Source organism: Thermotoga neapolitana DSM 4359, from assembly GCF_000018945.1.
Lineage (GTDB): Bacteria > Thermotogota > Thermotogae > Thermotogales > Thermotogaceae > Thermotoga > Thermotoga neapolitana.
This window is the reverse complement of record NC_011978.1, coordinates 121,903-142,176: the sequence shown is the minus strand read 5'-3', so window position 1 is coordinate 142,176 and position 20,274 is coordinate 121,903. Positions and strand designations below refer to the sequence as shown.

The window sequence follows — 20,274 nt, the reverse complement described above, 5'->3', positions numbered from 1 at the left end:
CTCATTTAAGATGATACCATTTCCTTTATTCGAGAAATTGAGTTAAAATAACTTGAGGAGGTGCAGAACATGAAATTCCACGGCACGACGATTCTCGTGGTGAGAAGAGATGGGAAAACCGTGATGGGTGGGGACGGACAGGTCACTTTCGGTTCCACCGTGTTGAAAGGAAACGCAAGGAAGGTGAGAAAACTCGGCGAGGGAAGGGTGCTTGCCGGATTTGCGGGATCTGTGGCGGACGCTATGACGCTCTTCGATAGATTCGAGGCAAAGCTGAGGGAATGGGGAGGAAACCTCACAAAAGCAGCGGTTGAACTCGCAAAGGACTGGAGAACGGACAGGATCTTGAGGAGACTGGAGGCTCTGCTTCTGGTGGCCGATAGAGAGAACATCTTCATCATCTCCGGAAACGGTGAGGTCATTCAGCCCGACGACGACGCAGCCGCCATCGGTTCAGGGGGTCCTTACGCTCTTGCCGCCGCAAAGGCTCTGCTCAGAAACACCGATCTTTCCGCAAGGGAGATCGTGGAGAAGGCCATGATGATAGCCGGGGAAATATGTATCTACACGAACCAGAACCTCGTGATAGAAGAAGTCTAGGAGGTGTTCTTATGAAGAGTTTTGATGAGATGACACCGAAAGAAATCGTTCGGGAACTCGATAAATACATCGTTGGCCAGACGGAAGCAAAGAAAGCGGTTGCGATTGCTGTTCGAAACAGAATAAGAAGGCAGAAACTCCCTGAAGAATGGAGAAAAGAAGTCCTTCCAAAGAACATTCTGATGATCGGGCCCACCGGTGTGGGAAAAACGGAGATCGCTCGAAGACTGGCTCAACTCTCAGGTTCTCCATTCTTGAAGGTTGAAGCAACGAGATTCACAGAAGTTGGGTACGTGGGAAAAAACGTGGATTCCATGATAAGAGACCTCGTTGAGATCAGTGTCAACATGGTGAAACAGGAGAAGATGAAAGAAGTAGAAGAACGGGCGAAAGAACTGGTGGAAGAAAGGATTCTCGATGCCCTCGTCCCGGAATCCAGGGCCGTTCCAGCGATCACGAATCCTTTCATAAACCTGATCACGGGAGGCCAGCAGCAACAGTACACACCGGAGGACAGGCGAAGGTTCAGGGCGAAAAGAGAAGAGATGCGAGAAAGACTCAGAAGGGGAGAACTGGAAGACGAAGAGATAGAAGTGGAAATCGAAGAAACGGCTTCTCCCTTCATGGGGATATTCGGACCGGGCATGGAGGATCTGGGAATAGAGATATCGAACATGTTCAGCGGAATGCTTCCAAAGAGAAAAAAGAAGAGAAAAATGAAGGTTTCAGAGGCGAGAAAGGTTCTCCTTCCCATGGAAGCAGAAAAACTCATTGACATGGATAAGGTGATACAGGAGGCCCTCGACAGAGCTCAGAACAGGGGTATCATATTCATAGACGAAATAGACAAGATAGCAGGGAAGGAAAGCGCTTCGGGTCCAGACGTTTCCAGGCAGGGTGTTCAGAGAGATCTGCTTCCGATCGTGGAAGGCACCACGATCATGACGAAGTACGGACCCGTGAGGACGGACTACATACTCTTCATAGCGGCAGGGGCCTTTCACGTTTCAAGGCCATCCGATCTCATTCCAGAACTTCAAGGACGCTTCCCGATACGTGTGGAGCTTTCACCACTGACCGAAGAAGATTTCGTGAGAATACTGAAAGAACCCGAAAACGCTATCATAAAACAGTACCAGGCGCTGCTTTCAACGGAAGGTGTAGAACTCGTCTTCACCGAAGACGGTATCAGAGAGATGGCGCGCATTGCCTACCAGCTCAATCAGAGACTGGAAAATATCGGTGCAAGAAGACTCTACACGGTGGCAGAGAAGGTCCTTGAGGAGATCTCCTTCGAAGCACCGGATATTCCAGAAAAGAAAGTGGTGATAGACGCAGAGTACGTGAGAAAAAGACTCGAAAGAATCGTCCAGGACGAAGACCTGAGTGCATACATACTGTGAGGAGTGCCGTTATGAGGGTGTTTTTTCTCTCATTCCTTTTTCTTCTTGCTGCAGCCTGTACGCTGACAGGTCCAGACAGGGCGGATCTGTACGTTTATCTGTTCAACATCGGTGTTCTTGATGATGCCACCGTTGATCTGAAAGAAAGTTCTCTGTCGGTGAACGGAGAAGAACACAGTCTCGAATACGTTCTGAGGGAGAAGGGATTCTATCTGACCACCGTGGACATACCTTTTGACACGACAGATCTTCTACTCACCGTGAACGCAACGATTGTGACAGAAGAGCAGACGGTGACGGCGTCTTTCAGTGCAAGGCCAGTTGTGCTGTTTCACGACATCACTGGATTTGAAACATCTACGATCCTTGATGACAACGCCTATCTTCTTCTTGATCTTGAAAAGGAAAGGGTCTTTGCCGTCGAAGAGCCTGTGAGGGTGTCTGGAGGAATCAGTCAAGAAGGAAGCGTTGTGACTTTAAGCTTCGAGGGCTACGAGATGAAGGTTCCTGTCTACAACGGAGAGTTTCTCTTCTACCTGCCAAGACCGTTCGAAAGATACGATGTGGACGTTTCTTTCGACGATATGTCAACCTCTCTCACCTTAGAGGAGGGGAGGGACGAGTACGAGGTCACGTTCTAAGATAAGGCCTCGAAGAAGAAAGAGAGTTTTGAAGTTGAACGTGGGACTTTTAACACTTTTGTTTTTCATGCTGTTTGTCTTCTTTGTGAGCTATCACAACTACCAGATGGCGGAAGCACGGCACAACCAGCTTCTGAAGGAGTACGATGCGCTGAAAGAGAAGATCGAAGAGCAGAAAAGGCTGAACGAAAGACTCTTAGAGGTGATAGAGAGTGAAGCGATTCGTGGTTACAACGTCCCACAAACCGGACAGAGAACAGGTGATGAAGGCCAGGGAACTCGCTGAAAAACTCGGAACGATCTACGTTCCAAGAAAACGTTTGAAGGAAGTAGAGGTGGACTTCTATTATGTGGTGGAAAAGAACAAGATTTCGATAAAATGGCCTGGTGGGGAGTTCTTCTTTCATCCTTCTTCTGCCATTCTTCGCATGAGGAACATAAGGAGTGGACAAAGAGACTATCTGATAGAGACCCTCCAGCCAGAGGGGAACGAAGTGGTTCTGGACACGACCTTCGGACTTGGAAGTGAGGCCATTCTCATGGCAGCCTTCCTTCCCGAGGGAAAGGTAATTGGCCTTGAGGGGTCGATTCATATATACACCGTGGTGAAACACGGTATGGAGAATTTCGAAACGGATATAAAATGGCTGAAAGAGGCCTTGAAAAGGATCGAACTCTATCACGCGGATTTCAAAGAATACATCAGAAAGCAACCCGATAACTCCTTCGATGTGGTCTACTGCGATCCTATGTTCGAAAATCCGGTGTACGAGTCTTCCGCCATGAACCCGTTAAGACCCTTTGCGGTGTACGACACGGTGAACGAGGACGACGTGAAGGAGATGCTCAGAATCGCCAGAAAGAAGGTCATACTGAAAAGCCACATCAAGGACTCACTCTTCAAAAGGATCAGAGTGGATGAGCTGAAGGGTTCCAGAAAAAGCGGGGTGATGTACGGGGTGATCTACAAGCGATGAAGATGGCCATAGTTGGGGGTCCCACCGCCGTTGGGAAAACAGACCTCATGGTGGAAGTATGTGAGGAGATAAACGCAGAGATCGTATCGATGGACTCAAGACAGATCTATCGCTACATGGATATAGGAACGGCCAAACCAACACCGGAGCAGAGAAAAAGGGTACCTCACCACATGATCGACATACTGGATCCTGACGAATATTACAACGCCTTTCTTTACAGGAAAGATTCACTGAAGGCAGTGGAGGACATTCTCAAGCGTGGGAAGATACCCGTATACGTGGGTGGAACGGGGCTCTATGCGGATGCTCTTGTGAGGGGTATATTCGAGGGAGTGCCCGCAGATGAGAACATAAGAAAGGAATTGAGAGAACTCGAAAGAAGGGAACCAGGGATCCTGAGGAAAATGCTCGAAGAATTCGATCCAGAGGCGGCAACACGTATTCATCCGAACGACCTTAAAAGAACCATCAGAGCACTCGAAGTTTATATGAAGACGGGAAGGAGGATATCAGAACTTCAGAAGGAAACAAAAGGAGACGACAGGTTCTTCATAATAGTGCTGACGAGGGAAAGGTACGATCTCTACGACAGGATAAACAGAAGGGTCGACAGGATGGTAGAGATGGGTCTTGTGGACGAGGTAAAGAGACTTTTGAGTATGGGATATTCAAAAGACCTGAACTCAATGAAGACGATAGGATACAAAGAAGTGATCGAATACCTGGAAGGAAAGTACGACTTCGAAAAGATGGTTCATCTCATAAAGAGAAACACAAGGCACTTTGCAAGAAGACAGATCATATGGTTCAAGAGGTACGAGAACGCCATATGGTACAATTTAACTTTCGTGAGCAAAGAGGAGTTGAAGAAGACTTTGAAGGAACTCATAGTGAAGAATTTTTCGGTATAATCTATATTTGAATCTCACGTTGAGGGGGGAGTTCACCTTGGCAGAAAAGTTCAACCTTCAGGACAGATTTCTGAACCACCTCAGGGTCAACAAGATCGAGGTGAAAGTGTACCTGGTGAACGGTTTTCAAACTAAGGGGTTCATCAGATCTTTCGACAGTTACACCGTCCTTCTGGAGAGTGGAAATCAGCAAAGTCTCATCTACAAACATGCCATCAGCACCATCATACCCTCTTCGTACGTTATGTTGATGCCCAGAAAACAGGAGCCAGAAAAGGAGGATGAAACTCCTGAAGACCAGGGATCTTGAAGGGAAAAAGGCGATCGTTGTTGCCGTTGGAAAGGATGAAGAGAAGATAAAAGAGTCCCTTGAAGAAATGAAGGGGTTGTGCAAAACCCTGGGCGTTGATGTTGTTGAATGGCTCTGGCAGAAAAGATCAAAACCCGATCCTGCTACCTACCTTGGGAGAGGAAAACTTCAGAAACTCAAAGAAATAGTGGAATTCTGTGAAGCAGACCTTGTCGTGGTGGACGATGAGATCACCCCGGTTCAGTCGAAAAACATGAGAGAGTACCTGGAAACGGAAGTGCTGGATAGGACTCAGGTGATCCTTGAAATCTTTGCACGCCATGCAACCAGCGAAGAAGGAAAACTCCAGGTGGAAATGGCGAGTCTCCTTTACGAATTGCCGAGGTTGGTTGGAAGGGGAGAGGAGCTCTCAAGACTCGGTGGTGGTATTGGAACGAGGGGTCCCGGTGAACCCCTGCTTGAGGTTTTGAGAAGACATATCAAAAACCGCATTTCACAGCTCAGAAAAAGGCTGAAGGAGATAGAGAAAGAAAGAGAAGTTCAGAGAAAGCAGAGACTGGAAAAGAAGATACCCCATGTGTCCATTGTGGGTTACACCAACGCAGGAAAGTCCACTCTTCTCAAATCACTCACAGAGAGTGATGTTTATATTGCAGACAAGCTCTTTGCCACGCTTGAACCGGTGACAAGACGCTTGAAACTGAAAAGCGGGAAAATCATCCTGGTGAGTGACACCGTTGGATTCATAAGAAAACTTCCCCACACGATCGTGAGTGCATTCAAAGCAACCCTGGAAGAGGTGAAGTATTCGGATGTTTTGATACATCTTGTGGATGCATCCGATCCGTATGCTGAAGAAAAGATGAGGGCTTCGGAGAAGGTGCTGGAAGAGATCGGAGCAGACAGAATCCCGAGGATCCTTGTCTTCAACAAGATCGACCTTTGTCCTGAGGACAGAATAGAGGCGTTGAAATGGAAGTATCCTGAGGCTCTGTTCATTTCGGCAGAAAAGAAGATAGGACTCGATCGCCTTCTGGAAAAACTGGAAGAGGTCCTGAGCCAAAGGGATGTTCAAGAAACCATTGAAGTTCCCATAGAGAAGATAGGGCTGGTTTACGCAATGAAGGACAGGTTGGAGATACTGAACGAGGAGTATCGAGACAGTTATGTTCTTGTCACAGTGAAGGCTGATAAAGATACCGTAGAGCTGTTGAAGGGGAAGGTGGCATCTTGAGAGTGGTCTTTGTCGGAACTCCTGAGTTTGCAGCAGAGATTCTGCGCTACATGGTGAAAAAAGGAATCAACATCGTCGGTGTTGTGACACAACCGGACAAACCGAAAGGCCGTGGTAGGAAAACGCTCCCCACTCCTGTTAAGGTCGTTGCAGAGGAAAAAGGCCTTCCCTGTATTCAACCGGAATCGATAAACAGGAAAGAGGCTCTGGAGTTTTTGCATTCGGTGAATCCGGATGTTCTGATAGTTGCTTCCTACGGTAAGATACTGGGTGAAAAGGTGCTTTCACTTCCAAAGCATGGTTGTTACAACATCCATCCTTCTCTTCTTCCGAAGTACAGAGGTGCTTCTCCTATACAGAGGGCCCTTGAAAATGGGGAGAAGAAAACGGGGGTTACCATCTACAGAATGGTGAAAGAACTCGACGCAGGTCCCATTGCCCTTCAGAGAGAAGTGAACATAGACCCTTTCGAAACGTTCGATCAGCTGGAGAAAAGGTTGATAGAGCTTTCGAAGGAAATGGTGATTGAGTTTCTTGAGAAGTTGGAAAATGGTGAAATACATCTGAGAGAGCAGGATCATACCCGGGCAACTTATGCTCCTCTCATAAAGAAAGAAGACCTGTTCGTTGATTTTTCGAAGGGCGCGGAGACGGTGAAGAACAAGATCAGGGCGTACGACTCAAGGCCCGGTGCAAGGGCTTTTTTGAACGGGAAAGAGGTAAAATTGTTCGGAGCAATGGCTGTAGATAGTTCGAACGATGAACCAGGTTTGATACACTATATAGATAGAGAGGGTGCCTGGATAGGAACCGGTAAAGGAATGGTGAAGGTGAAATACCTGCAACTTCCCGGGAAAAAGAAACTCACTTTCTGGGAACTCAGGAACGGAAGACTGATAGAAGAAGGAATGAAGCTGGAAGGGAGGTATGAGAGTTGAGAAGGTTGAACTACTTCATGCTGAAAGGAGCAAAGACCGAGGAAGACTACAAAAAGGTGAAGAGCGCAATCGAGAAACTCGATGGTGTGTTCAAGGTGGATTACGAAATGGCAGCCGAAGTTGTTGGTGTGGACTACGACGATGAAACGATTTCCAAAGAGCAGATAAAAGCGGTGGTTGACAGTCTGGGTTACACACTCATCGTATGAAAAGGAGTTGTTCAAGGTGAAAACACTGGAAGTGTTGAGCCTGAAGAAGTACTTTCCAATCAGAAAGGGTTTCCTTGTGAAAAAGATCGTCGATTATGTGAAAGCGGTTGACGATATCTCTTTTGCCGTGGAGAAAGGAAAGACCTTCGCTCTCGTTGGTGAGTCTGGCTGTGGAAAGACAACCACCGCAAAGACGGTGCTCCGTCTCACAAATCCGACTGCCGGTCGTGTCATCGTCGATGGTGACGATACCACTTACTATTTCATGAAAACGAAGGAGGCTATTTCTTACCTGAAGACGACCTACGTGGATATATTCCGCAAGATGAAGACCTCCCTCTCACCCGATGAGATAATAAACACCCTGGATGGTGTCGACAAAAAGTACGCGGAGGTCTTTTTCAAAAAGGTAGAAGAAAACGAGGAAAGATTCTATCGAACTCTGCTTGAAAACATAGAAGAGAAGAGAATGAAATTCAGAAGGAAGATACAGATCGTCTTTCAGGATCCGATGAGCTCTCTGAATCCAAGAATGACTGTTGGAGACATATTGACGGAGCCCATCCTCTTTCATGGACTTGCAAAAACCCGTGAAGAGGCCATCGACATGGCAAGGGAACTCCTTCGTAGCGTTGGGCTCAAGGATTACCACCTGGAGAGGTATCCTCACCAGTTCAGTGGAGGGCAGAGACAGAGGATTGCCATCGCGAGGGCCATCTCCATAAACCCGGAAATAGTGATCCTCGACGAACCCACGGCTTCACTGGACGTTTCCGTTCAGGCACAGGTTATAAACCTGTTTCTCAAACTGCAGGAAGAGAAAGGTTTTACGTATCTCTTCATCTCGCACGACCTTGGACTTGTGAGATTTATAAGCCACGAGGTCGGCATCATGTACCTCGGCAGGATCGTGGAGATGGGAAACACCGATGAGATATTCGACAATCCCCTTCATCCGTACACCCAAGCCCTGCTTTCTGCTGTTCCCGTGCCGGATCCGAAGGTTGAGCGCACAAGAAAGCGTATCATTCTCAGGGGTGGGGTTCCAAGCCCGATCAACAGGCCGACTGGCTGCTTCTTCCATCCGAGGTGTCCTTACAAGATGCCCGTGTGTGAGAAAGAGTATCCGGTGATGAAGGAAATTTCCCCAGGTCACTGGGTGGCGTGTCATTTACATTCGTCATAGAGGAGGTGTGATGTTATGCGTAGGTTTCTTGGTATTTTCCTTATGATTGCAGCCGTTGCACTTTTCGCAGAACTTTCACCGTTCGCTCAGTTCGAAACGTACATCGGAGCAGAGTTCACAGGACAGTACGGGGGAGTGCTCGTAGTACCGACGCTTTCTGGTCCCAGAACGTGTAACAATGTCGTGGCTCAGGAGACGAGCTCTAGAGATGTTATAGCGAGGTTCATGGCTTCCATGATCGAGCTCGACAATTACGCAAGGATCCATCCCGCTCTCGCAGAAAGCTGGGAACTCATCCAAAACGAGGACGGAAGCATGGAAATCGTTTGGCACCTGAGGAAGGGTGTCAAATGGAGTGACGGAACACCGTTCACAGCAGACGATGTGGTCTTCACAATTAACGATGTCTATTTCAACCCTGACATACCGAACGATATGCAGGATCTCTTTGCAGACAACTGGCCAGTAGCCGAAAAGCTCGACGATTACACGGTGAAGACAACCCTCAAAGAAACGTACAGACTTGCGGTAAGGTACATTGGAGGTATTCCCATCTTCCCAAAACACCTCGCGGAACCGTATGTGAAGGAAGGAAAATTCAAAGAGTTCTGGACGGTTGATTCCATAAACAAGGGAGAGATCGTTGGACTCGGTCCGTTCATCCCCGTCGAATACGTTCCCGATCAGTACGTGAGATTCGTGAAGAACCCCTACTACTGGAAGTACGACAAAGAAGGAAAGCAGCTTCCTTATCTCGACGGTATCATCTTCAAGATCATTCCGACACAGGACGCCCAGAGGCTCGCGTTTGAAAACGGAGAAGTCGATGTGTACGGACCTCGCGGAACAGAGTACGCAGAACTCAAAGCCATGGCAAGAGAAAAAGGCTGGGTTGTGGGTATCGGAGGCCCGAACTTTGGAACCACTTTCATCAGTTTCAACTGGAACGCTCCCGATCCTGTGAAGCGGAAGTGGTTCAGGAACGATTTCTTCAGAAGGGCAGTGGCGTACGCCATCGACAAGCAGTCGATGATCGATACACTCTACAACGGCCTCGCGGTTGAACAGTGGGGCCCCATCAGTCAGGCTGCGACCGTTTATTACGATGAATCCGTTCTCAGAAAATACCCGTACAACCTCGATCTTGCCAGAACGATGCTCAAGCTCGGTGGTTTCAAATGGGATGAAAACGGCCAGCTCCTCGACAGCGAAGGAAACCCGGTGAAGTTCATCATCATGACTAACGCCGGAAACGAGATCCGCGAAGGAATGGGTAACATCATAACGGAGTCGCTCAAAAAGCTCGGAATGGACGTGACGTTTGCTCCTATAGACTTCAACACACTCGTTCAGAAACTCGTCGTGAACGGTGATTGGGAGGCTGTCATAATAGGGCTCACGGGATCCGACGAACCACAGGGTGGAGCGAACGTGTGGAGAATAAAAGGTGCTCTCCACTTCTGGAATTATCATCCTGAGGTCAAAGACTTCGTTGATCCGAACGACTATTACTTGCCTGACTGGGAAAAAGAGATCGATAGAATCTTCGAAGAGAACGTGAAGATCCTCGATCAGCAAAAAGTGGTGGACATGTTCAGAGAGTTCCAGAGACTGGTCTCTGAACACCTGCCACTCATCTACACCACCCAGCAGCTTTACCTGTACGCGTACAGCAACAAACTCCACAACCTCGAACCCACCGCGTTCGGTGGAATGTGGGGCTGGAATCAGGATTGTGTCTGGAAAGAGCAGTGAAGTGTTTCGGAGGGGGAACTTCCCCCCTCCTTTCCAAACTTCTGATGAAGAGGTGATCCTGTTTGCTCAAGTACATCGCCCGCAGACTGGTCATCATGATACCGGAGCTTCTGATCATATCCTTCCTCGTCTTTATCATCATGCAGGCGGCACCGGGAAATTTCCTGGATATGTATCGCCTGGATCCTTCTGTATCGCAGCAGTTTCTTGAGAAGATGGAAAAAGAACTTGGCCTGGACAGGCCCTGGATCGTTCAGTACGGGATATGGTTGAAGAACGTTTTAAAGGGTGACTTCGGATACTCTTTCTACTACAGAAGACCCGTTTCCACTCTCATATGGGAGAGGGTATTCGCCACGGTGATTCTATCTGTTTCTTCACTTGCTTTTCAGTGGGTGTTGGGGATAATAGTGGGGGTTTTCTCTGCTTTGAAAAAGTACTCCATCTGGGACAAGATCCTCACGGTTGTTGCCTTCAGTGGTATTGCGCTTCCAGGATTTTTCCTGGCCATACTCCTTCTGTTTGTGGCTGCGAAAACAGGCTGGTTCCCGATCGCCGGTATGGTCTCGGTGAACCACAACGACATGACAACGTGGGAAAGATTCAAAGACATCGCATCGCACCTGGTACTACCCACGATCGCCCTCGGTTTTGGTGGTTTTGCGTCCCTGATGAGGTACATGAGGGGTAGTCTTCTCGATGTTCTTAATGAAGATTACGTGGAATTTGCCCGTGCGAAAGGAATGCCAGAACGTGTGGTCATATACAAGCACGCCTTGAGGAATGCCATCAATCCAATGATCACCTTCCTTGGGTTCAGTATTTCCAACGTTCTCGGTGGTGCGGTTATCATAGAGAACATCTTCGCATGGCCCGGTATGGGCAGACTCATCTATCAGGCTCTCCTTCAGCAGGATATCTACATAGTCATGGCGTCTGCTGTGATCAGTGCTATCATGCTGGTGGTGGGTAACCTCATCGCTGATATACTCCTTGCCGCTGTGGATCCAAGAGTGAGATTCGAGTGAAGGAGGAGTCGTCATGGCTGAGGAAAAAGCGATCCACGTTGAGAACGGTGAGATAGAGTTCAAGGAAAAGGTTCTCTCCAGAAGAGAGCTCATCTGGAGGGCTTTCAGAAGAAACAGGCTCGGTATGTTTGGGCTCTATGTCCTCATAGTTCTCTATCTCATGGCTCTTTTTGCCGATTTTCTCTCGCCTTACCATCCCTACGAACAGTCACTGAAACATTCCTTCGCCCCACCGACCAGAGTGCACAGAGAATACAAGGGAAAACGCGTTGGAGCGTATGTTCTTCCAACTGTGAGTTACGTGGACAAAGCCACTTTTGAGAGAAAATTCTACGAGATGCTCTTTCCAAAAAGACTCGTTCTGGATGTCTTTGGATCACAGATCAGTTACGAGATAGGAAAAGAAGGGGTCACCGGTTTTTCCTTCATGGTGGACGAAGAGTACTACCTTGTTCTGAAGGACGGCACCAGAAAGTACGCCGGCTCCACCACCAGGGTGGTGGACTACTTCCTGTTCGGATACGACGACGACGTCCTGGCGAAGGGTGAAGCGGAGATAGAAACCACTTCGCCCGTTGCAAAGGATACGTACTTTGGAAAGTACGGTTTCAGACTGGGGCTCAACTCTCCCGATGATATCAAAAAGGTAATCCTGAAGGAGAAACTCAACATGATCCTGGTGAAAAAAGGTGAGGACATCGAGATGATCACAGGAAAGGTGGTCGATTACGATTACAAAACGTATCCGGTAAAATGGTTCATCAAATCTTGGGGTGGTGACAGAAAGCACAGACTCGGTTATCTTTTTTGGCTCATACCCTTCAGGTACCACCTCTTCGGTGTGGACAATTATGACAACAACGAATACGTGAGATTCTACATAATGGGTGCGGATCAGTACGGTAGAGACATCTGGAGCAGGCTCGTGTTTGCTTCGAGGATCTCCCTTTCCATTGGTTTCATAGGAATGTTCATCACTTTTGCGCTTTCTCTGATCTTTGGCGGAATCTCCGGATACTACGGTGGGCTTGTGGACGAGTTCATGATGAGGTTCTCTGAGATCATCATGTCGCTTCCGGGATTCTACCTTCTGATCCTTTTGAGGTCGTTGCTTCCCCTGGACATTCCATCCACACAGGTGTACATCTTGCTTGTCTTCATACTCTCTTTCATCGGATGGGCGGGCAGAGCCAGGGTGATAAGGGGAATGGTGCTTTCCATAAAGCAACGGGAGTTCGTGGAGGCAGCAAAGGCGCTTGGCTTTCCAGACACGAAGATCCTCTTTCGCCATGTTCTTCCAAACACAACGAGCTATCTGATAGTTGCCGCCACTCTTGCAATACCCGGATACATCCTGGGAGAAGCGAGTCTCAGTTTTCTGGGACTCGGTATAAGAGAACCCGATGCGAGCTGGGGATTGATGCTCGCTCAGGCACAGAACGTAGCCTACATGACAAAGTATCCATGGCTTCTCATACCGGGGCTGTTCATCTTCATCACGGTGCTCTCGTTCAACTTCGTTGGAGACGCCTTGAGAGACGCTCTGGACCCGAGGTCTCTCGGATAGGATGCTGAAGTACAGGTTGAGGGGAAAAAGGGTGGAGGAGCTGGTGGAATACGCACAGGCAGGTTTCAAGGAAGCGATAGATCTCATCATCGAAAAGTACTATCCCATGGTTGTGAAAATTTCCTCCCGCTATTTTGCCAGCTGGGCGGAGCAGGAGGATGTGATACAGAACGGACTGGTGGGACTCATAAAGGCCATTTTCTATTACGACAGTTCCAAGAGCTCCTTCACATCTTTTGCCTGGAGAAGTGTGGAATCTGAAATAAAATCCTTTCTCACCTACATGAACAGGAAAAAGAACAGGATGCTCTCCGATGCCGTGAAGGTGGAGTCGATGGAAAAAGAAGAGGACGATTCACCTTTCGAGATGCCGGATGCCAGCCGAGACATCGCCCAGAGCGCTCTTTCTGATATAATTCTAGAGAAGGTTCTGGAGAATTTGAATGAACTGGAAAAGAATATATTCCTCAGATGGCTGGATGGATACTCGTACAAAGAGATAGCGGAGGAGTTTCGTGTGTCTTCAAAGAAGGTGGACAACACGGTTCAGAAGGTAAAGAGAATGATTTCCGAATTAGGGTGATACGATGAAGAGAGATTTTCTTGTTTCTTTTTTTGCTTCACTGATAGTGGTGGCCATTTTGCTCTTCTTCGTTCTTTCGGTCTTCAACTTCTTTTTTCTCAAAAAGCTCGATGCAAGAGTCTCAGAACTGGAAAGAACGCTTCAATCGAAATTGAACGGTTACGAAGACCGCCTGAAAACGCTTGAAGAGTTGTTGAAACCGAACTCCATCGTCAGTCGTTACATCACCGCCTACGAGTACTTTGAGAAATCCAGGATAGATTTTGAGAAGATCTTTTCCGAGATAGAGGACGACCCAACCACCGGCTATATACGCATCTTCGTTGTGGGGAACGACCCTGTGTGGATCACCATCAAGAATGGAGAAAAGATCATCTTCTCAAGGGACATAAAGCCAGGACTTTCTCCTTACAGGTTCTTCTATTACAAGGAGCCAAAGATCGCTACAGATTACGATATCGTGATCCCCAGAAACGCAACGTTGATCGTCGGTGTTCCAAACAGGGTCTTTTTGCTTGTATTCGGTGTAGGAACTTCTCATCATCCCACGAAGATCGTTCAGGTCACTCAAACGCGCCTTGAGAACATAGCGAGAGATCTGAACCTCTACATACCGAGGTAAAAAACAAAGGAGGGACGATCGTCCCTCCCATGCTTCTTTTTGTCTTAATCGGGTCCAGGGGGGATCGGGGGGATGAGGGACACGCAATTCAAAATTTAACTTACCCCTGTAACACTGAATTGAATCACCATGGAAGAACTTCTTAAATCTTCTTGAAAAACCCTTGAAGGGGGAAGAATATGGAACACGTTTTGATCAAAGATTTGAGATTTTTTGATTACCCAAGTGAAACGATTTTTTTCAGGGAAGAGCTGGATAAAGCCAGGATGGAACTCCTGAACTATGTGACCAGACTCTTCAGGGGGAAAAGGTTCGTTTTCATAAATCTGTTCGGCGACAGCGTGGATCCCTTCCTGGCGGAGAAATTCATAAAGGAGTTCATTCCACCGGAGTCCATCGTGCTCGATGAAATAGTGGAGTACCTGAATGTGCCTGTGAAACGGGATTTTTCTGTTTCTTTTCCCGATTTTTCCTCCTCACCTCTCAGCGAAAAATGTGAATGTCTTCTGTACAATGGCGAAAATTTTGAGCGCTTCGATCTTTCACGTTTCAAAGTGAAGTTTCTGAAAGTAGAAGTTTACGAGGACCTGCCCTTTCTTCCTGAAGATTCTCTGATTGTTTTGAGCGGTATCCTGTGGGACCATGAGTACGAGGGGATAAAGAACAGAAGGAACGTTAGATTTGTAGGAAAGGTGCTGAACAGGCGAAACTGGTCGAAGTTGGATTCTCTCCTTCTTGAAGAAGCAGGGGTGAGGGAAGAGATATGAAGATCAGGCAAGTTTACATCGAAGGATTTGGAAAGTTCGAAGATTTCTCTCTGAATCTTAAGGATGGACTGAACATCGTCTTCGGTGGAAACGCAGCGGGTAAAACCACCCTTGCAAACTTCATCAGATACTGTCTCACGGGAAATTTAGCGAAACTTGAAGACTACAGACCCTGGTATTCGAAAAAGTTCGGTGGTCATCTCGAAACCGATGAAGGGACAGTGCTCTTTGGTTCGGGAGCGGTTGATCCTGAGGTCTTCCTCTTCACCTCTTTTTTACCGGAGCATGTGGATGATACCCTCGAAGGATCTCAAAAGATCTCTTCCCTCGTTTCGGAGAGTTACAGAAATCTTTTCCCTGCAAGAGAGATGGAACGTGTGATGAACGAAGACTTTTCCAGTCTGATGGAAAAGGAAAAGATGCTGAGAAACGAGATATCAAACCTTGAGATGAAGATCAACGAGTGGAAGGGAAAGAGAAAAAAGGTGCTCCTTTTGATGAAAAAAAAGAAAAACCTCGAGGAAGAGTTACTGAAAAGCAGAAGGCTTCTCGATGAAGAGAGAGGACGACTGGAAGAGGAAAAGAAACGACAACTTCAGTCGATTGATTTTCATCTCGAAGAGGTCAAGAAGAAACTCCTGGATGTCGAAGCCGAGTTGAAGGAACTTGAAAGCCAGATCGTCTCATCAAAGAACGACCTGGAGGAAGCCTACGGGCTGTTTCAGAAGTTGAATTATCTGAAAGAAAGGCAAAGCCAGCTTGAAATGGAGATAAAGGAACTGGAGAAAAAATACAACGAGACAAGGGAAAAGATGGAAGACATCCTTAAGGATTTTTCCTGCAGAAGTTTTGAAGAGTTGAAGTTGAGACTGGAAAACCTGAGGCTTCAGATGAATCTTGTCGAAAACGAGCACAGAGCAAGGATGAACGAAATTTCGAGTCGTTTGAAAAGACCTCTGGAAGAGATAGAAAGACAGATGAACACCATAAACGAACGTTTGGAAAAGATAGGAGACAGAATGAAAAAAGCAGACAGAACACTCTCTGTGTTCAAAGTCCTTGTCAGCGTGTTTCTGACGTTTTCTGTGGTATCCGCTGTTTTCATCTTTCTGGCATCGAAGAATCCGTTCATCTATCTGACGTTCGCTGGTGCCGGTGGGGCTCTGCTTTCCATATGGAACTACTTCAGAGTGAAAGAAGAGCTCCAAAATCTGGACAGCGAATTCGTCACTATCTCTTCTCAAAAGAGGGAACTGATGGAGGAAAAGAATCAGGTGTTGAAACGGTTGAAGGAGGCGGTGGGTGTTGAGGATATCGATGGGTTCGAGACCGTGCTGGAAAAACAGTTGAACTCAAGGATGTTTGAAATCGCACCATTTCTCGCAAAATACGGGAGTGATCCAAGGAAGGCCCTCGAAAACGTGGAAAACCAGATAAGAGAGCTTCTCATGATGAAAGACTCTCTGGCCTCTTCCCTTACAGAAAAGAGGAAGAATCTGGAAGAGCTCACAGAATACATGAGAGAGCAGGAAGAAGAGTTCAGAAAAGCGCTGGAAAAGGTCGGTTTAGAGAGTGTTGAAGAGCTCTTGAAACAGCTGGAGCTGAAAGAACAACTCCTGAGACTCGAGAGAGAAAAGAAAGATCTTCAAAATACCATGAAGAAGCTCCTCGAAGAAAAAGAAAACGTTGAATCGATGAAATCGAGCCAGAGAATAAAAGAACTCGAAGAAAGAGTGAACAGCATCGGAAGGGAACTGGAAGCCCTGGAAATTCCACCCCTCGAAGAACCGTACGGTTTGATGGAACAGCTCACAAAAAAGAGACTGGAATTCGCTCTGACGGAAAAAATCATCGAAAACATTCCTGCCTTCAAAGACAGGGTAAAGAGAAAGTACAGTGAATTTGTGATGGGCTATACCGAGGAGTTTTCAAAAGAACTGAGCAGGGTTTACAGGGAATTTTTCGGTGAGTCGATGGTCTTCAACGTCTCTCCCCATCTGGCAGTTGCCGTCAACGTTCCTCAGGAAAAATCGGTGATGAGAGTCCTGAATACGTCCGCTCTGAAAGTTCTGGCGCTTCATGCGAAGGATTTTGTATCGCGTGTCCTCGAAATCGATCTCCCACTTGTGATAGACAACACATTTGTGGACCTGGACGACGGCAAAATAGATCTTCTCTGGTCAAAACTGAAAGAGACAGCCCGGACAAGACAGGTGATACTGTTCACAAGTGATCGAAGGCTCCTCAGAGAAGAACCCATCTTCACCCTCTAACTGCAGATCATCTCTCCGTGGCAGCGGTTGCATTCCAGCTGAACGGTCACGTGGGTGACACCGAACCTTTTCAGTCTGGATTCAATTTCATCGAGGATCTTCTGTGCGTCTTTCAGTTCCATGTTCTCCACTTCCACATGGCACTCGAAATGGATCTCTTTCTCTCCCACCCTCCAGGCGTGAAAATGGTGGGCGTTCCTCACACCTTCTATTTTTTCAATTTCCTCCTTTATTTTCTCAAAGTCCAGGTTCGGTGAAGCTTCCATGAGGATCTCAAAGGACTCTTTCACTATTTCATAAGCCTCTTTGAACATGTATAAGGCTATAACGAAGGCGAGAACAGGGTCGAGCCAGTATATTTTCCAGACCCTCATGAAAACAGCCCCAAGAACCACAAGGATCGAGGACAGGGTGTCCGCGATGAGATGCAGGTACGCGGATCGAACGTTCATACTTTCTTTGCTGTGGGTGTGAAGAAGGATGACGGAAAAGAAGTTGGCAGCGAGACCTATCGAGGAGACGAGGAGAAGCACCGACGTGTGAACGGTGGCGGGGTTCCCCAATCTTTTCACCGCTTCGATGACAACGAGTGTTGAAACAACGAAGATGGATACGGAGTTCAAGAAAGCCACAATGATTTCGCTTCTTCTGTAACCGAAGGTGTACTTTTTGTTCTTCGGTTTCTCGCTGATCTTCATCGCGATGAAACTTCCAAGAAGACTCATGGTATCGGAAAAATTATGAAGGGAGTCGCCCAGAAGGGCGAGACTCCCAGATATCAAGCCGCCGGCCACTTCAGAAAGCGTTATGATGGCGTTCAACCATATGGAGAACAGCAGTTTCTTCTTCACGTGTTTTACCTCCTCACACGTACGCTGTGAGATCGAGCAGACCGTGGCCGCTCAGAGTGAATACTATCACACGTTCTTTTCCTTCTTCTTTCGCTTTCTTTGCTTCCCTCTTTCACGAGTCTTGCTATTATTGGTGCAGAACCATGGTATCTGAGCCCACCCGCGTGTATCTTCGGTGGAATGAAGTCTTTTCCGAGCGTGTACATCTTGAGAAGGGGTGTGAGGCCGGCCGTGTCTCCGAAGTCGTAGTCGTACTTTCCTCTGGTCAGTGAAGGACAGGCGGTCGGTTCGCAGGCAACGAATCTGATGTTCTCTCCAGAAAGTTTTTCCGGTATGAAGGGAAGGATCGTTCCTCCAAAATTCGAGCCTCCTCCGTGACATCCCAGTAAGATGTCTGGTTTTTCACCTATGAGTTCGAGCTGTTTCTTGATCTCGAGGCCTATAACCGTCTGGTGGAGCAGAACATGGTTCAATACGCTTCCGAGGGAGTACTTCGTGTTCGGATCAGACACGGCCACTTCCAGTGCCTCACTGATGGCGATGCCAAGACTACCTGGATTGTCTGGATCTTCACTCAGGATCTTCTTTCCGAAGTTCGTTTCTTCACTGGGGCTTGGAGTTACCTTTCCTCCGAACAGATTCATCATGTGCTTTCTCATAGGCTTTTGCTGTTGACGTCCTCCCGATCCCCTAAGGAAATCAGGAGGTTTTTACCCACTCGAAGGTGGGCTTCCACGGTGACCACATGGCCACCGGGCAACGAAGGTGTGAGTTGTACATCACACCCACGGGGGACGCCAAAGCCCCTACTACCAGGCTCTCGCCTGTATACTTTTTCCTGATGTTCAATGCCCCTACCGCATCCCTGTGCCATTCAAAACCACAACCCAAGCACCTGAAGTTCCTCGTCGATGTTTTGTGTTTTGCACCACAGACAGGACACGTCTGTGATGTGTAGGACTCGTCAACGAAGACCACTTCAATACCGAGTGCTTCTGCTTTGGTCTTGATGAGATCAGAAATTTTTCTGAACAGCCACTGATGGATCTTCTGGTTGGCAGTAGAGTTGTAGTCGACCCTGTCTCGTATACCTCGAAGGTCTCCGATTGCGATGGTGCCTACTCCTTCTGTCAGGCACCACCCGACAAAGTGTGTTGTGTACTTGTGGAGAATGTCTTTGATCTGGTTATAGAGCTTTGCAAGAAGCCTTCTTTTTGCCCGAACAAGTTTCCTGTAGCGTCTTGAGCCAGGTTTCTTCTTTGCCAGCTTCTTTTGGAGCTCAGCGAGCTTTTTGTTTCGGTAGCGAAGCTTTGAGTTGAGCACTCCGCCGTTGTAGATAACTGCCTTGTCCTCTGTTGAGGCAACGATTGGGTGCACAACGCCAAGGTCGACGCCGACTACTTTACTACCAGAAATGTTCGTCTGGCTTTCGAATGAAACTGTCACATGGAAGAAGTATTTGTCTTGTCTTTTGTCGTAGACAAGTTCGACACGTCTTATGTCCACTTCCTTTGGGAGGGTTGTTGGTATGTAGAGAGGATCGTTTCCATTTCCCATCGCAAGTCTTAGGGTTCCATCTTCAAGAAGTTTTACTGCCTGGTTTTTCCAGACAACGTTTGTGTACTTTGGTGTTCTAAAGGGTGGTTTGAGGCCTTGGTTTGTTTTACTTGCCTTGAAGTAGGATTTGAGGGCTTCAAAGTATCTTTGCACCAGGGCTTGTTTGGTCTGAGAGTGAAGGGGAATGTTTTGTGCCCATCGAAGGATGTACTTTTGTACCGTGTTCATAGAAAGCCAGAAGCCTTTTTTCTTGTGGATTTTTCTGACAAGAGAAACTGTCTTGCTGTATACTCGTCCAGCAAGTTTTGATAGTTCTTTGCATTTTGTGTGGTACTCAGGTGGTGCAGGGAATTTGTATGTTTTCATGTGTTTTGCCATGTTCAGCACCTCTAGTGTTATATTAACACTTCTTGCCGTTCATCACGATCTCATAAATGGGTTGTGCTTTCTGGCAAGTTTTCTGTAATAGGCCTGTGCGATGGCCGTGTTTGGCTTGTGGCTGCCGGTAGGGCTAACTCCTTCGTACTTGTAGTAGATCCTTGCAGGTGTCTGAAGATACTCTTCCAAGAAGGTGGCTCTGATGAGTGGGGTAGGTCTGTAGACTGCGTACTCCCTCAGGACGGGTTCTGGTATCTCGATGAATCGCTCCTCCGAAACTTCCTGTTCGATCAGACTCATCGGAAATATCACAGAGAGCTTTTCTGGTGAGACCGGTTTTTTTGTTTCTGGGTCAAGAGGTGGATCGAGTTTGAAGGGAAGATCTGCGAGAACGTTGTACCAGTACCTTGGAATTTCCTCAGGTTTCAGATTCACAACAACTCTCATAATCCCCCTCCTTCGATGATATAATCTCCATTGA

20 protein-coding genes and 2 pseudogenes are annotated in these 20,274 nt (G+C 47.5%); 18 read left to right on the top strand and 4 right to left on the bottom strand.

What is annotated here, in order from left to right:
* The first annotated feature begins 69 nt into the window (after nucleotides 1-69).
* The 18 genes from hslV (at nucleotide 70) to CTN_RS00630 (ending at nucleotide 17,007) form a co-directional block, all read left to right on the top strand.
* A complete protein-coding gene (hslV, locus tag CTN_RS00715) occupies nucleotides 70-600 on the top strand; it encodes an ATP-dependent protease subunit HslV (RefSeq protein ID WP_038066339.1) in 531 nt (176 codons plus the stop codon).
* An 11-nt stretch (nucleotides 601-611) separates the two neighbouring features.
* Nucleotides 612-2,003, top strand: coding sequence for an ATP-dependent protease ATPase subunit HslU (gene hslU / locus CTN_RS00710; protein ID WP_012645035.1), 1,392 nt, complete (start codon nucleotides 612-614; stop codon nucleotides 2,001-2,003).
* Between the two features lie 11 nt (nucleotides 2,004-2,014).
* On the top strand, nucleotides 2,015-2,644 hold the full coding sequence (locus CTN_RS00705) for a hypothetical protein (RefSeq protein WP_038066337.1): 630 nt from the start codon (nucleotides 2,015-2,017) through the stop codon (nucleotides 2,642-2,644).
* A 28-nt stretch (nucleotides 2,645-2,672) separates the two neighbouring features.
* A complete protein-coding gene (locus tag CTN_RS00700; protein WP_012645033.1) occupies nucleotides 2,673-2,930 on the top strand; it encodes a hypothetical protein in 258 nt (85 codons plus the stop codon).
* On the top strand, nucleotides 2,857-3,621 hold the full coding sequence (locus tag CTN_RS00695) for a class I SAM-dependent methyltransferase (RefSeq protein WP_038066330.1): 765 nt from the start codon (nucleotides 2,857-2,859) through the stop codon (nucleotides 3,619-3,621). Before CTN_RS00700 ends, CTN_RS00695 begins: the two co-directional genes overlap by 74 nt.
* Nucleotides 3,618-4,535, top strand: coding sequence for a tRNA (adenosine(37)-N6)-dimethylallyltransferase MiaA (miaA, locus tag CTN_RS00690; RefSeq protein WP_012645031.1), 918 nt, complete (start codon nucleotides 3,618-3,620; stop codon nucleotides 4,533-4,535). Before CTN_RS00695 ends, miaA begins: the two co-directional genes overlap by 4 nt.
* 37 nt (nucleotides 4,536-4,572) lie before the next feature.
* Nucleotides 4,573-4,845, top strand: coding sequence for an RNA chaperone Hfq (gene hfq, locus CTN_RS00685; RefSeq protein ID WP_012310528.1), 273 nt, complete (start codon nucleotides 4,573-4,575; stop codon nucleotides 4,843-4,845).
* Between the two features lie 13 nt (nucleotides 4,846-4,858).
* Entirely contained in the window at nucleotides 4,859-6,079 is a 1,221-nt protein-coding gene (gene hflX / locus CTN_RS00680; protein ID WP_144399151.1) for a GTPase HflX, read from the top strand.
* Complete coding sequence (fmt, locus tag CTN_RS00675) at nucleotides 6,076-7,017, top strand: methionyl-tRNA formyltransferase (protein ID WP_012645028.1); 942 nt, start codon at nucleotides 6,076-6,078, stop codon at nucleotides 7,015-7,017. The genes hflX and fmt overlap by 4 nt, the downstream gene beginning before the upstream one ends.
* Nucleotides 7,014-7,226, top strand: a complete 213-nt coding sequence (locus tag CTN_RS00670) for a heavy-metal-associated domain-containing protein (protein WP_012645027.1) — start codon at nucleotides 7,014-7,016, stop codon at nucleotides 7,224-7,226. The genes fmt and CTN_RS00670 overlap by 4 nt, the downstream gene beginning before the upstream one ends.
* Before the next feature lie 16 nt (nucleotides 7,227-7,242).
* Nucleotides 7,243-8,412 carry an ABC transporter ATP-binding protein gene (locus CTN_RS00665; protein ID WP_038066327.1) on the top strand — a complete coding sequence of 390 codons (1,170 nt, stop codon included), beginning with the start codon at nucleotides 7,243-7,245 and terminating at the stop codon, nucleotides 8,410-8,412.
* Between the two features lie 15 nt (nucleotides 8,413-8,427).
* Nucleotides 8,428-10,167: an ABC transporter substrate-binding protein gene (locus CTN_RS00660; RefSeq protein WP_012645025.1), complete on the top strand. Its 1,740-nt coding sequence runs from the start codon at nucleotides 8,428-8,430 to the stop codon at nucleotides 10,165-10,167.
* Nucleotides 10,168-10,229: 62 nt separating this feature from the next.
* Complete coding sequence (locus tag CTN_RS00655) at nucleotides 10,230-11,195, top strand: ABC transporter permease (RefSeq protein ID WP_012645024.1); 966 nt, start codon at nucleotides 10,230-10,232, stop codon at nucleotides 11,193-11,195.
* A gap of 13 nt (nucleotides 11,196-11,208) precedes the next feature.
* Entirely contained in the window at nucleotides 11,209-12,762 is a 1,554-nt protein-coding gene (locus CTN_RS00650) for an ABC transporter permease (protein WP_012645023.1), read from the top strand.
* Between the two features lies 1 nt (nucleotide 12,763).
* Nucleotides 12,764-13,345, top strand: coding sequence for a sigma-70 family RNA polymerase sigma factor (locus tag CTN_RS00645; protein WP_012645022.1), 582 nt, complete (start codon nucleotides 12,764-12,766; stop codon nucleotides 13,343-13,345).
* A 4-nt stretch (nucleotides 13,346-13,349) separates the two neighbouring features.
* Nucleotides 13,350-13,967 (top strand): hypothetical protein, encoded by a 618-nt coding sequence (locus tag CTN_RS00640; protein ID WP_012645021.1) that lies wholly within the window; start codon nucleotides 13,350-13,352, stop codon nucleotides 13,965-13,967.
* Between the two features lie 179 nt (nucleotides 13,968-14,146).
* Complete coding sequence (locus tag CTN_RS00635) at nucleotides 14,147-14,734, top strand: hypothetical protein (protein ID WP_012645020.1); 588 nt, start codon at nucleotides 14,147-14,149, stop codon at nucleotides 14,732-14,734.
* Nucleotides 14,731-17,007, top strand: coding sequence for an ATP-binding protein (locus tag CTN_RS00630; protein WP_012645019.1), 2,277 nt, complete (start codon nucleotides 14,731-14,733; stop codon nucleotides 17,005-17,007). Before CTN_RS00635 ends, CTN_RS00630 begins: the two co-directional genes overlap by 4 nt.
* Here CTN_RS00630 and CTN_RS00625 read toward each other — a convergent pair.
* The 4 genes and pseudogenes from CTN_RS00625 to CTN_RS00610 all read right to left on the bottom strand — a co-directional run.
* Complete coding sequence (locus CTN_RS00625) at nucleotides 17,004-17,858, bottom strand: cation diffusion facilitator family transporter (protein ID WP_012645018.1); 855 nt, start codon at nucleotides 17,856-17,858, stop codon at nucleotides 17,004-17,006. The genes CTN_RS00630 and CTN_RS00625 overlap by 4 nt on opposite strands.
* A 13-nt stretch (nucleotides 17,859-17,871) precedes the next feature.
* Nucleotides 17,872-18,529 (bottom strand): annotated as a pseudogene (locus CTN_RS00620) (TrpB-like pyridoxal phosphate-dependent enzyme); the annotation flags it as partial.
* Nucleotides 18,530-18,557: 28 nt separating this feature from the next.
* Nucleotides 18,558-19,793, bottom strand: coding sequence for an RNA-guided endonuclease InsQ/TnpB family protein (locus tag CTN_RS00615; RefSeq protein WP_041437377.1), 1,236 nt, complete (start codon nucleotides 19,791-19,793; stop codon nucleotides 18,558-18,560).
* Nucleotides 19,794-19,868: 75 nt separating this feature from the next.
* Nucleotides 19,869-20,240, bottom strand: a pseudogene (locus CTN_RS00610) (TrpB-like pyridoxal phosphate-dependent enzyme); the annotation flags it as partial.
* Nucleotides 20,241-20,274 lie beyond the last annotated feature (34 nt).

Coding starts and splice junctions, on each gene's coding strand:
- CTN_RS00650 (WP_012645023.1), top strand. CDS start 11,209: ATGGCTGAGGAAAAAGCGATCCACGTTGAGAACGGTGAGATAGAGTTC.
- hslV (WP_038066339.1), top strand. CDS start 70: ATGAAATTCCACGGCACGACGATTCTCGTGGTGAGAAGAGATGGGAAA.
- CTN_RS00615 (WP_041437377.1), bottom strand. CDS start 19,793: ATGGCAAAACACATGAAAACATACAAATTCCCTGCACCACCTGAGTAC.
- CTN_RS00635 (WP_012645020.1), top strand. CDS start 14,147: ATGGAACACGTTTTGATCAAAGATTTGAGATTTTTTGATTACCCAAGT.
- CTN_RS00640 (WP_012645021.1), top strand. CDS start 13,350: ATGAAGAGAGATTTTCTTGTTTCTTTTTTTGCTTCACTGATAGTGGTG.
- miaA (WP_012645031.1), top strand. CDS start 3,618: ATGAAGATGGCCATAGTTGGGGGTCCCACCGCCGTTGGGAAAACAGAC.
- CTN_RS00645 (WP_012645022.1), top strand. CDS start 12,764: ATGCTGAAGTACAGGTTGAGGGGAAAAAGGGTGGAGGAGCTGGTGGAA.
- CTN_RS00630 (WP_012645019.1), top strand. CDS start 14,731: ATGAAGATCAGGCAAGTTTACATCGAAGGATTTGGAAAGTTCGAAGAT.
- CTN_RS00660 (WP_012645025.1), top strand. CDS start 8,428: ATGCGTAGGTTTCTTGGTATTTTCCTTATGATTGCAGCCGTTGCACTT.
- hslU (WP_012645035.1), top strand. CDS start 612: ATGAAGAGTTTTGATGAGATGACACCGAAAGAAATCGTTCGGGAACTC.
- CTN_RS00705 (WP_038066337.1), top strand. CDS start 2,015: ATGAGGGTGTTTTTTCTCTCATTCCTTTTTCTTCTTGCTGCAGCCTGT.